General features: G+C 67.1%; 9 protein-coding genes. 8 read left to right on the forward strand and 1 reads right to left on the reverse strand.

The window, feature by feature from the left end:
- The first annotated feature begins 62 nt into the window (after positions 1–62).
- The 7 genes from VF289_RS11075 to VF289_RS11105 all read left to right on the forward strand — a co-directional run bounded on the left by VF289_RS11075 (position 63) and on the right by VF289_RS11105 (position 10,966).
- The gene (locus tag VF289_RS11075; RefSeq protein ID WP_330883943.1) at positions 63–353 is read left to right on the forward strand and encodes a hypothetical protein; all 291 of its coding nucleotides are present in this window, start codon (positions 63–65) and stop codon (positions 351–353) included.
- Between the two features lie 1,067 nt (positions 354–1,420).
- Positions 1,421–4,483, forward strand: coding sequence for a hypothetical protein (locus VF289_RS11080; RefSeq protein ID WP_330883944.1), 3,063 nt, complete (start codon positions 1,421–1,423; stop codon positions 4,481–4,483).
- A 97-nt stretch (positions 4,484–4,580) separates the two neighbouring features.
- A complete protein-coding gene (locus tag VF289_RS11085) occupies positions 4,581–6,044 on the forward strand; it encodes a PD-(D/E)XK nuclease family protein (RefSeq protein WP_330883945.1) in 1,464 nt (487 codons plus the stop codon).
- Between the two features lie 3 nt (positions 6,045–6,047).
- Complete coding sequence (locus tag VF289_RS11090; protein ID WP_330883946.1) at positions 6,048–6,599, forward strand: hypothetical protein; 552 nt, start codon at positions 6,048–6,050, stop codon at positions 6,597–6,599.
- Positions 6,600–6,794: 195 nt separating this feature from the next.
- Positions 6,795–7,349 (forward strand): hypothetical protein, encoded by a 555-nt coding sequence (locus VF289_RS11095; RefSeq protein WP_330883947.1) that lies wholly within the window; start codon positions 6,795–6,797, stop codon positions 7,347–7,349.
- 52 nt (positions 7,350–7,401) lie between these two features.
- Positions 7,402–8,448: a hypothetical protein gene (locus tag VF289_RS11100; RefSeq protein ID WP_330883948.1), complete on the forward strand. Its 1,047-nt coding sequence runs from the start codon at positions 7,402–7,404 to the stop codon at positions 8,446–8,448.
- A gap of 1 nt (position 8,449) precedes the next feature.
- Entirely contained in the window at positions 8,450–10,966 is a 2,517-nt protein-coding gene (locus tag VF289_RS11105; protein ID WP_330883949.1) for an ATP-binding protein, read from the forward strand.
- Positions 10,967–11,083: 117 nt separating this feature from the next.
- Here VF289_RS11105 and VF289_RS11110 read toward each other — a convergent pair whose 3' ends face one another.
- Entirely contained in the window at positions 11,084–11,866 is a 783-nt protein-coding gene (locus VF289_RS11110) for an alpha/beta fold hydrolase (protein WP_330883950.1), read from the reverse strand.
- A gap of 229 nt (positions 11,867–12,095) precedes the next feature.
- On the opposite strand from VF289_RS11110, the gene VF289_RS11115 reads away from it, so the two are divergent.
- Positions 12,096–12,309, forward strand: a 214-nt coding sequence (locus VF289_RS11115) for a hypothetical protein (protein WP_330883951.1), incomplete at its 3' end; no start/stop codon positions are given.

The following is a 12,309-nucleotide window of genomic DNA, read 5'->3' on the forward strand; positions in this document are numbered from 1 at the left end:
CACCCGCACCCCAGCCAGAGGTGTTTAGCAACACGCCCTAGCTCGCTGAATCGATATCGGGGTTGACTGGGCAGAATGACGGGCAGACGCCGCAGCGTGCCGACGTGCGCCGGTGCCTGATCAATGACTACCGCTGGGAGGCCAACATGATGACCGTCAAAGAGTTCTGGGCTCGGGTGGCGATCAATGCCGTGATCATCGTGATCGGCGTCGTCATGCTGACCGCTGAGATCGGGCTCGGCGGACTAGTCCTGGTCGTCGGGCTACTCGGGATCATCTGGACCGCGATCCGAGCGATCCGGCAGACGGCAAAGATGAACCGAGCGATCGAGGAGAAGCGCAGGAGGTCCTGACTCCGACGGCACAAGCCAGAGTTGCGGCCCGTGGAGGCCAACAGGCGCTGTGTCTCGAAGGGGAGATGCGCACAAGATCGAGCCTGTGCGTACCGGTGGTCGCTTCGATCGGAGACAGTTCAGAGCCCGGATCATAGACATTTCCCTTATAAGGTCATACTGGGGAACGTGGGATATGTGGGCGAATGCGGGCTGACCTGCGCGTTATGCGTTGGCACCACGGTGGCACTGCGATCTCCGTCCGATGCTCAAAAGCAGGCCCCATCTGCGCAAACGGATGAATCGTGCACGGCCGCCGATGTTGGCGCTCCGTTGGCGAACCCGGAATGACCTGCACGAATAGTGGCCCCGGACGTCCGGAGACGTTTTGCGGGGCCGATAGACATTTCCCTTATAAGGTCATACCGGGGAACGTGGGATATGTACGCAAACCCGGCCTGACCTGCACGTTACACGTTGGCATCATGGTGGCACTGCTCTCGCCGGACGAGTGGCGCAAACGATTCCCAACCTGCACGAACAGACGAATCTCGTGGGGAACGCGGCTGTTGGCGCACCGTTGGCAAACCTGAGATGACCTGGGTAAACGATCAACGCCCCTGAAGTGGTCCAGACCGCCGAATGGGCGGGGATCCTGCCTGCCGAGGCGGGAACGTTGGCGCAGCGCCAACGAACGCTCCTACAAAACGGCAGGTCAACCCTGGTTTGCCAACACCGCCAACACAGCGCCAACGCCCGAAGGTCGGTGTTCGTGCAGGTCAGACCCTGTTTGACACCAAATCCCACATTGCGCGCCGGAAACTGCATACGTATAGGGGATCTGGTTTCATATCTCCTCTTACTACTACTACCTACTTCTCTATAAAGGTTATAGTGGGAGATGTGGGATATGGGGGTAAACGCAGACTGACCTGCACGTTTGGTGGGTGGAGCGCGTTGGCGTTGGGGTGGAGAGAATCGCCGAAAGTGTAGATGACCTGCACGGACGCTCCGTTGGCGCATGTTGGCGCTGCCCGATCTATGGGCGAGCGTCCTGCGAGAGCTGATCGCCGCCCACTGCGGCCACCATGAACACTCCGGATCCGCGCGCTCAGGCCCAGCACCCCGCCGATCAGGACGCCCACGCCCACCCCGCAGTCCCGGACCCGGCCGCCGACGAGAACGATGACGCCGCGTTCGACGAGGACGACGGCCTGTCGGTCGCCGACATCGACACCGCGATCTCCGCCATGCGGGAAGAACCCTTCCCCGCCTCGCACTACCCCGGCTCCATCGGCGACGTGTCCGTCACGAAGCTGCGATCCTCGATCGTCGCTCCGCTCGTCGCCCAAGCCCGCGGCTACCGCACGATCTCCGGCACCGACGACGCGAAGGACTCCCTGCGCCGCTTCGGGTTCGACGGACGCCGGAACCCCGGCCGGCACCTGCTGAGCCTTGCCCGGCAGGGCGCGTGGATGGAAATCCCGTACTTCAAAATGGATTCCATCGCCCGGGGCGAACCGATCCTCGGCACGCTGCAGCTGCGCCCGGAGAACGACCCACCTGCGGGGTCCAGCTGGGCGAAGTACATGTTCCTCGCCGGCTCCGGAACTGCGATCGACGCCCACCCCGCCACACCCCCGGCATGGTTCGCCGACCCCACAGTCCCGATCCTGTTCACCGAAGGCGTCGTCAAAGCCGACTCGGTCCTGACCGCCGTCCTGCGAGACAGCGGCGTCACCAGCGAGGCGCTACGCACCGCCGTCGGCGCCACCGACCCCCTCGAGCAGCTGCAGGAGCTGCTCGCGACCATCCCGGCTGCGAAGAGGATCCTGGTCCTCGCGATCCCCGGGGTGCAGTCCTGGCGGCGCAACGACGAGTGGAACACCGTGAGCATGCGGGACCGGGACGCGATCATCTGCTTCGACGGCGACATCGCCCGCAACGCCGCCGTCTGGGACGCCGCCTACGGCCTGATGGACTTCCTCGCCAAACGCAACGTCGCCTCCACGCGACTGATCGACCTGTCTCCGCGCGGTGACGAGACGGTGGACCCCAAGCGCGGCATCGACGATTTCCTGGCCTACTCCGGCCGCTTCAGCGACGCCCTGGACCTGCAGATCACCGACCTGCCCGAGCGGCCCGTGGACGACACCGGCGAGAAGGGCCAGACCCGCGTCTCCCAGGACGGGTTCGCGATCGAGGTGTGCAACATCCGCCCCGACCCCGCCGGCGGCCCCGAACTGAAGAACTGGCAGAAGATCGACGACCTCGGCGGACGCCTGGTCAGCTTCGAAGAGTTCCGCCTACCCACCGCGGACGAGCTCGACGGTGGAAGGATCATCCCCGGCGCCGTCTCCCGCACTGAGCGCCAAGTGGTCGTCGCGGTCCAGTGGCGCACCGCCGACGGCCTGGTCGATACCGCCACGATCCGCGGCCCCAAAGCGATGCTCGACGAGGACCCCGCGAAGTGGGAGACCCGCTACGGCGCCGACATCCCCACGAAGGTTTCCGCCCTGCCGTCCTGGCCACCCCGCTCCGGAATCAACTTCACCCGCGCCATCAAGGACTACCGCGCCTCAGAGACCACCGACGACGTGCTCTGGGGCTGCCAGGGCTGGGTCCCCACCAAGGACGGCATCCCCTCGTTCATCGCCGGACGCCAGGTGATCGGACCCGCCGGAGAGGGCGACGAGCGCGCCCAGGCGGGCCTGACCGCCGACGAGTTCGCCACCATCGACGACTTCGGCGTCATCGATCAGGAGATGGACGCTGCCCAGCAACGCGACCTGCTGCGCCGCATCATCGACGCCTACACATCCCCGGACACGTTCGTAGACCCCCGCTTCGGGATGGTCGCCCTGCTCGCCGGAATCCGCCCAATCGTTCCGATCACCCCGCACAGCGTCCTGTACATCGTCGGCGGACGCCGCTCGGGCAAGTCCTGGCTCGCCTCGATGATCCAAGGCTTCTGGGCCTCCCGCGGCGGGGCCTGGAGCGCCGAACGGCTGCCCGGCTCGGCCATGGACACCAGGGCGTGGATGGAGAACTCGGTGTCGAAGTCGATGATGTGGGTGATCGACGACTTCGCCCCCAACTCTGATCAGCGCCAGTGGGAGAAGCAGACCAGCGACCTGGAGGCCATGGTCCGCTCCGCGTTCAACGGCGCCGGCAAGGGCCGCATGACCTCCGACATGAAGACTCGCGTGCAGAATCCGCCGCGCGCGTTCGTGGTCGTCACGGCCGAGAACGAGCTGCAGATCGACTCGGTCCGCGACCGGATGCTGACGCTGTACTCCGACGGCGGGGGAGGATTCATCAACTCCGCGACCGCTGACCCGCTGGCGGCGCTGAACGATATGCTCGCCAGCGGTGACCAGGCACGGCTGTCCGCGCAGATGCTGCGCTGGATGGGCAGCTGGTCCGCCCGCAACGGATACCCGGCGGTCCGCACCACGTTCATGCTCGAACGGGACGACTCGGCCCGCGACGCCAAGCAGCACGTCGAGGCGGCGCTCGGCAGCAAGGTCAACGCCACCCGCCACTCACAGATCATGAGCGAGTACCTCCTCAGCGTCGCTCTGCTCGAGCAGTACGCGATCGGTCTCGACATGGACGAGCCGTTCCTCGCCCGGATCGAGGCGATGCGCGAGGATCTCGCGGAGCTGACCGTGGACCTCTCCCGCACCCAGCAGCAGCGCACGGCCGGCCACGCCTTGGTCGACTCGCTGCGGTATCTGCTGGAGAGCCAGAAGGGCTACGTGGAGTCCGTGGTCCCGAAGGATGTCGGGGCGGCGCCGACGAACGATCCGAGCCTGAACCTGCGTCTGGGATGGCCAGCAGGCAGAGACCCGCGCGGCGAGCTCCTCGGACGGTACGTCGCCGACGCCCGCGGTTCCGGGCGGGACGTGATCGTGTTCCACCGTGACGCGTTCCAGGTTGCCCGCCAGCATGCCCGGCACCTGATCCCGACGGGGCAGACCGCGCGCACGAGCTGGCAGGCCGTCTGGCACGAGGGACTGGTCGCTGAGGGGATCTGGGAGCCGAGAGTCCGTGACGGGGTCCGGACCGGGGACGTCGAGACCCGCACGGGCGGGGCCAGGGTGCGGGGGGTCCCGATCGACCTGGCCATCCTCTTTGACGACGAGTGAGTGCTGAGCGACGCGTGATGCGTGAGGGCGGGTGTCCTGTCGGAGGGCGGTGTCGCCCACTGTCACCGGGTCGACGATCATCACGAAGGGAGCAGGCATGGTCTCCACGCTGACCCGCCAGGGCCTGCACCTCGACGGCGTCGACATCGCCAAGGTGCGGCGCACAGCGCTGTCCGCCTCAACCGCCAAGGCGCTGTCGCACAACTGCGCAGCGAGCTACGCCTTCGGGAAGCTCCTCGGCGAGCAGCCCCCGGACCCGTTCGCCGCCACCACGCAGGGCACGGCCGTCCATTCCGTGCTCGAGGAGCTGTACAGCCTGCCGAGCGGGAAGCGGACGCGGCGGCGGGCGGCGAACATCCTGCTGTCGATGGTGGCCCAGTGGCGCCACGGTGACTTCCCGCAGCTCAGCGACCCGGTGACTCGGCAGCTGTTCATCGCTGACGTGATCGGCAAGTACCAGGGGATCTTCGACATCGAAGACCCCCGGGACGTGGACGTGGTGGCGACCGAGTGGCCGCTGCGGGGGATCGAGCTCGGGGGAGTGCCGTTCATCGGCTTCGTCGATCTCACCCAGCGGGTCACCGCACGCGGACGGGCCGGACTGCGGGTCGTCGATCAAAAGACCAGCAACAAGGTCCCTGACAAGCGCAAGTTGGAGCTGTACGGCGATGACCACGGCGACCAGATCCGCCTGTACGCCGCCGGTCTGCGGAAGCTCCAGGACGAGTCCGTGATCGAGGGTCGCGTGAACTACACCCGCCACGGGAAGTCCCGCGTCATCGCGGTCTCCGAGAAGCGGGTCGCGCAGACCGTCGGGGAGTTCGCCCGCGCCTGGGACACCCACAACGAGATGGTCGAAGAGCAGTTGTTCCCGACCCGGACCGGACCGCTGTGCGGATGGTGCCCCCTCGTTCGCCTCTGCCCGGCTGCGCAGGCCTCGCGGTTCGACACCGACCGCACCGACTCCCAGACCGCGCTGTGCTCGACGGATCTGATCGAGATCGAGTCCGCGGCCCCGTCCCGTGGGGACGCTGTTGCGCCCACTGCCGTGGTGTCCCCGGACGAGCCGGGAGAGACGACAGGCACTTCGACGGAGGAACTGATCATGGCCGAGCATGCACTTGCCGAGGACAAGCCGTGGGAGGAGGTCGTGCGGGGCAAGCTCAACGGGGCCAGCTACGCGGCGACCGGCTACTTCGGTATCTCCAGCCTGGCCTACGAGCTGCTGGGCACGCACGGCGTCCCGATCCAGCGCATCGCTGTGGATGCGATGACGAACGTGCTCGCCTCGATCGTCACCGACGTGCAGGAGGGCCTGTCCGGATCGACCTCGTTCCAGGAGGGCACCAACACCCGCATCCGGGGCGTGCTGCGCACCGTGCTGGACTCCGTGCCCCCGCCATTCGGGGAGGACGCCGAGACCTGGGCGACATGGATCAAGATGACCACCGGCCACACCCGCTCGATCGCCGCCGCCGCGGTACGCCTGGCCGAGACCGACGAAATCACCGCCGACATCGACACCCTCGCCAGCATCGCCCCCATGCGCAAGGAGGACTGACCCATGACCGCCACCGATCACGTCCAGATCATCATGGCTGCCCACGACCGGGTGGCGAAGCTCGAAGTCACCGACGACGGCCTGGTAAAGGTCCCCGGCATCGAACGGGCCGTCCCCCGCCAGGTGGCGGTGTCCAAGGCGATCCGTGAGCTCGTCGCCGAACTGTCCGAGGGCTCCACGTCCTGGAAGCTGATCGACCGGCTCACTGGCGGCGCCGACGGCCTGGAGCTGAAGCGCTTCGTGGGCACGATCGTGAAGGTGACGCGGGAGAAGTCCTCCACTCGCGGGAAGCTGCTGCTGTACACGGGCACGAAGAAGGAGATCGACGGTGTGGAGCCGGGCTACGAGATCGCCCGCACCGAGCGGACCGATGACCCCGAGGGGCTGATGCTCGCCTCCGAGGCGAAGGCCCTGATCGGCCACCGCGTTCTGCTGTGGGTGATTCTCGAGCCCTGGGCCAACAACCCGGACAAGAAGACCCGCGTGGTCCTGCACCTCATGGACCTCGGCGAAGACTCCCACTTCGACGCGGACACGCAGACCATCGCCGCCTGACCAGACCACCCTCGACGAAAAAAGGGGTTTCATCGGGGCCGCATCCATCCCTCCCCGAGGGGCGGGTGCGGCCCCACCCCATGCTCCACCCAGGGGTAGTGAGTGGGCGGGTACCGGTGGCCCTGGCGACGAGTACGAAATCCTCCGCCCACTACCGATCCCGACACCGACCCCGTGCACCTGTGAGGAGCATTCATGAGCGAGCAGACCGTCCTTGACCCACCCGTCCAGGCAGATCCGCCCGAGGCACCTGACGACGCCCCGGTGGCACCTAAGCCCCGCAAGCGCCGGGCCCCCTCGGGGAAGAGTGCGGGCAAGCGAGGCCGGCCCTCGACCCGAACCGCGAAGTCCTCGCTGCGACGCATCGCCGTGAAGGCCGAAGAGATCGCCGAGACGGACGACGACACCCGCCTCCTCGCCGCCGAACTCACCGGCGCGCACTCGCCCGGCATTGCGGATCTGACGACCACGATCATGGACGCGAAAACCTCGCCCCTTGACGCAGCCGTCGCCGACCTCACGATCATCCAGGCCGGCAGCATCCCCGAGGCCGTCGTGCACCTGGTGGGCATGTCCCAGCCGGAGCTGCAGGCACTGACCCAGCTCGTCGATGCGTTCTCCGACCAGGCATTGCCCGAGCAGCTCCCCGCGAAGTCGACCGACGCAGCCCTGGTGCTCGTGGATCCCGTGCGGGCAGCCCACATCGACGACAGCGCCCTCCAACGACTCATGGCGCTGCTGGCCAAGTGAGACCGCCTGCCGGGCCGCTACACACGCAGAGCTGACAGGGGGAGGGATTCGGATGCCGACCAGGAGACGCAATCAGGTCAATGACCTGTTCGACACTGCCGAGGCCGTGCCGGACCCCTCCGCGCGCGCCCGGGGCAAGCGCCGCTACCGCACCGCACGCCGGGCAGTGTTCGCCAGCGTGATCCTGGCCCCGCTGAACGTGCTCGGCCTGATTCTCATGTTCAGCATCGTCCTGAACGGTGTCGAGACCACAGGGCCCGGGACCGCACAGATCGAGGCGACCCAGACCGGCCGCACCCAGGCAGAACGCTCCCTGGAGCAGTGGCTCGCGAATGACGAGTCCGTGTTCGCCGGCGCCGAGATCACCTCCTGGGACGGGACCAGCAACATCGAGGACGTCGAAGCAACAGAGCAGGACATCGGCTACCAGCTGATGACCCACGACTTCACCCTCCGCAGCTCCGACGGGGTCTACTACCGGGCCGCAGTCCGCACCGCCTACTCCCCATCCAAAGGGGTGAAGGTGCTGTCCATTCCGACGGTGTCACCGCTGCCGCCGAGCGCCGCCGCCGACTGGGAACCGACCGAACCCACGAACGGGTGGGGGACCACCACTGCCTCCGCCTCGGCGACCGACGCGATCTCCTCATGGGCGCAGGCGCTGGCCACCTCCCCGAACGAGCTCAAGCTCGCCACCCGTGACGAAGACCCCGCCCACGTGTACTCCACCCTCACCAGCGTGAACGTTGCATCTGTGTCGATCGTCCAAGCCGTCTCACCCGTGAGCGACAACGGGGAGATGGACACTTCGACTGTCGTCGCGACCGTCTCCGTTGAGCTCACCGATGCGGATGCCGAGGACAGCTCCGGGGAGGCTCCGACGACGGTGCAGTACGACGTGCTCGTGCGCGGCGCCGACACGGCCGCTCCGTACGTGACCGCCTGGGGCCCGACTGGATCCGGGACCGGGCTTGTCGACCACGAGAACGCCGTCACGCTGGACGGCGACGTCGACGACCCGACAACGAGCACTTCGGGTCCCTCCGATGGTGGCGGAGAGATCGCCGAGCCGGCACCGGCCACGGAAGGACAGGAGTGACATGGCGACCGCAACGGTGAAGGACATCCGCTTGGAGGACCACAAGGTCCCGAAGATGCCGACCGCGACGAGGGTCCGCTACGGCGACGGCCGCGTCCTCCCGGTCGGCGGGGGACTGTGGCTGTACCGGAAAGCACCACTGGCCCCCGTCAAGGACGCGAAGACCCACAGCAAAGCCCTTGAGGTCGGCGACCCGATCGCCGCCGCGATCGAAGAGCTCGCCGCCGAAACTCCGTACACGACCGCGCGCCGCTCAATGGCCCGCGCCCGCTACCGTCCCTTCCACCTACTGCTGGTGAACCTGCCCCGCCGGTACTCGCCCCCGGAGGGCTCACGCCACGGCGAGACGCTGCAGCAGTGGTTCGGTGACGAGCGCACCCAGGACCGACTGCTGCTGATGGGCACCAGGTTGAACGACGTCGTCGGCGGCGCAGACCGATCCGTTCGAGATGTTCTCGACTCGGTCGCGACCTCGATGACTACCTATGAGGTCCCGATGGCCGACTACCAGCAGGACCTCGAGGACGTCGGCGACATGATGACCCGCTCCGGATTCACCATCCCCACCCCGAAGGACTTCCACCTGGCCGAATCCTGGTGGGCTGCCGGCGGATCCACCGGCGCATCACTCCTGCCCCACGCCGATCACCTGCACGTCTTCCGCACCGTCGCCGGGTCCCAGACCGCAGCCCGCCATGACGTGGACTCCTGCGCGTCCTGGCCCACTGGGATCGAAGGCCACCACGTGCTGCGCATGGGATCCGTCTACGGACTGGACCTTCCGTTCCAGAGTGCCGCGAACTCACTGAGCACCTGGGCCTCGACCCTCCTGGACCGGGGCGCCGTGATGGTGTCGATCCGGGGATTGATCGAGCCGAGCCCCATCACGCGCAAGGAGCTGCGCCGGCAGCGGGACCGCTACCTGCGCGACATCCGCAACGCGAAAGCCCAGGGCAAGCTCGATGACCAGCAGCAGGAGGAGATGGTCCAGACCCTCGAATCGGTCGAAGGTGCCTACTCCACCGGGAAGGCGTTCCCGACGCTGGTGGAGACGAGCGTGGTCGCAGCCTTCACCGGGCAGGGCAAGAAGCGGCTCGACACTCTCGGTAACGGCACCGCGTTCGAGGTCGCCCCGATGGACAACCGGCAGCCGCTGGCCCTCGCAGAGTCTTGGATGGGTTCCCCGGTGCGCGCGAACCCGAACCTGATGGACCTGCCATCCTCGAGCGTGGCCCACTCGGGGATTGCCTCGCTCGGGACGGTCGGCGACGCGCACGGCGCGAACGTGGGGTTCACCGTCGCCGACCGGCAAGAAGCACTCATGAGCGCCACGAAGTCCTCTGACCAGGACATTTATCCAATTGGGGCCGTAGTGGGAAGCTCAGGCTCGGGAAAGACCATAACCATGGCCTACCTGGCTCACCAGTACGGGCTTGAGGGCCGTCCCGTCATCGTCATCGACCCGAAGAAGGGCAACGATCTCTCGGCGTCGTTCGGTGAGAGTGCCACGACGTTCTCGCTCGACGCCTTCGCGGGAGGCTCCGGTGGGATGGGCGGTGCCGGCGGCACGGGCGTGTTCGACCCGCTGCGCTTCTCGAAGACCCCCGGCGATGGGATCAACACTGCGGTGTCGATGCTGCACTCCGTGAATCTGTGGTCGCACTCGACGCAGAACTTCGAGGCCGACCTGCAGGAGGCGCTCAAGTACGGCGTGACTCGGGGCGCGAAAGCCATTGGCACGGCACTGGAGACCGCGAAGGCGGATGGCAAAGCGACCCCGGAGCTCGTCGATCCGATCCTTCGCCAGTCGAAGAACGATCCCCTGTTCGGCGCCATGGTCGGCCTGCAGGACGACGGGCAAGTTCTCAGTGCCGCCGAGGGCATCACCTACATCAAGGTCGGCAACGCCAACCTCGAGCTCCCTCCGATGGGCGTCGACCAGAGCACCCTTGGCCTGACGCAGCGCGTGTCCGCGGCGCTGATCCGCATGATGGTCTTCGGTTCCGCCGAAGCCCTCCGCGGACGCCGCGGAGTATTGATGCTCGACGAAGCGTGGGTGTTCCTCGGCGCCGGTGCTGAGGAGATGGAACGCCTGGGCCGGCTCGCCCGCTCCCTGGAGGTCTTCCCGATCCTGTTCACCCAGCGCATCTCCGACCTGATCGAAGCGAACCTCACCAACCACATCGCCCGCGGGATCATCCTGCACACGAAGGACCCCAAGGAGGCCGAGGCGGCGTTCAAACTGTTCGGCGTCGAACCGACCCCGGAGCGTCTGCGGTTCACGACCGCACCGGAGCGCATCGGGAAGGGCGGGGCGAACTTCGGAAGCCGCAAGCCCCTGTTTGAGTACGACGATCAGGACAACCGCGTCCGTCTGCTCCGCGGGGCGATCGGCCTGTACTGCGACCTCGATGACCGAGCTGTGGATGCGGAGATCAAGATCCCGCCAGACTTCCTCGCCAAGTCCTCCACCAACGCTCTGGACCGCGCACGGCGTGAGGGCCGCCAAGTGATCTGACACGAAGTGGAGGACAATAGACGCGCGATGCACCTGCACTCGTTGCGGGCCGGCAGCCTGTGCTGGGACGAGCAGCTGGCATTCCGCGATGCGCTGGGCGGAGAGGGTTTGAGCACGTCAGTGAGTACCGGTCAGGATGAGCTCGACCGCCTCGTGGGGCGCGTCCCATTGCGGGAAGTGCCCGCACCGGGGGAACCAGTGCAGCGTTGCATCGGGGAACGCAGCAACAGCCCGATGGGCCTGCCGCGGAAGGGTGACGAGGTCTCGACGTCCCCACCCGATGGTGACGCGACCGGGGACCGTCCCGGGCGCAGCGCCCTGCTGCTTGGGTCCCTTCGTGAGCGCGTCCATGGCCGCATCCGTCGCTCGAGCATCGGCCAACCCGAGCAGGTCGGGCAGCACAGTCTGCTGCGACAGCGACCACGGGCGGGCCGAGAACTGCGCGAGCAAAGCGGTCCGACTGATGGGATTGTCCAGCAGCGCCGGCAGGGCACCGCGCAGAGCACGGACCAGGGCGATCGAGGGCCGCAGCGTATAGCCGAAGACTGCCAGCTCACGCTTGCTCCAGAAACCACCAGGGTCCAACGCCACGGTGTCACCACCGATCCCGCGTCTGGCGAGCTCGAGCACGATCCGTCCGCCCATCGACTGCCCGGCAGTGGCAACGCCCTCCAGACCCTGCTCGCCGATGAATCGTGCGACCGAATCGGCGAGCGTGGCGATCGACACCTCACCAGGTAGCGGCGCCGTCTGGCCGAATCCGGGGAGGTCGACCGCGATGACTTCCCGGTGCTCGGCCAACGCGTCGATGATCGGATCCCACGAGCGCAGACCCGCCCCGAGGCCGTGCACCAGCAGTAGAGGGCTTCCGTCGCCTCTTCGGACATGGTGAAGGCTCATCTCGCCACTGTACGGCGGGGCTCGGCGCCGAACCGTCCCAGCGACCGATCGGCTTACGGCACACCGACGCGCAGCTGAGAAGGATCGCGTGACCACGGGGGATGGATCAGTCGGTGAGGTGTCGTGAGTTCTGCGGAGATCGCCCTGCTGTTTGTGAACCGTCCGCCTGACAGATAGCGCGAGTATCCGCCTCGTCCCGTGGGGCGTTTGGCTCGCCCACTACCGGCGCATGAACCCGCGTGCCCATGTCCGTTCGGCGGCCTCCAGCCTGTTGGATGACCGCGCCCGGATCCTCGGACAGGAGTGCGCGGCAGGCACGCTGACACGCAACGCGGCCGCCGCGAAGATCCTCTCCGCAGCCGTCGACAGCGGGGTGCTCCAGCTGATGTGCCACCGTCACCATCGCCGGTTGGCTGAGTCGTGGGGGAGCGACGAGGTCAACG

The organism is Brachybacterium sp. (assembly GCF_036379615.1).
Lineage (GTDB): Bacteria > Actinomycetota > Actinomycetes > Actinomycetales > Dermabacteraceae > Brachybacterium.

Coding starts and splice junctions, on each gene's coding strand:
- VF289_RS11080 (WP_330883944.1), top strand. CDS start 1,421: ATGAACACTCCGGATCCGCGCGCTCAGGCCCAGCACCCCGCCGATCAG.
- VF289_RS11085 (WP_330883945.1), top strand. CDS start 4,581: ATGGTCTCCACGCTGACCCGCCAGGGCCTGCACCTCGACGGCGTCGAC.
- VF289_RS11110 (WP_330883950.1), bottom strand. CDS start 11,866: ATGAGCCTTCACCATGTCCGAAGAGGCGACGGAAGCCCTCTACTGCTG.
- VF289_RS11095 (WP_330883947.1), top strand. CDS start 6,795: ATGAGCGAGCAGACCGTCCTTGACCCACCCGTCCAGGCAGATCCGCCC.
- VF289_RS11090 (WP_330883946.1), top strand. CDS start 6,048: ATGACCGCCACCGATCACGTCCAGATCATCATGGCTGCCCACGACCGG.
- VF289_RS11100 (WP_330883948.1), top strand. CDS start 7,402: ATGCCGACCAGGAGACGCAATCAGGTCAATGACCTGTTCGACACTGCC.
- VF289_RS11105 (WP_330883949.1), top strand. CDS start 8,450: ATGGCGACCGCAACGGTGAAGGACATCCGCTTGGAGGACCACAAGGTC.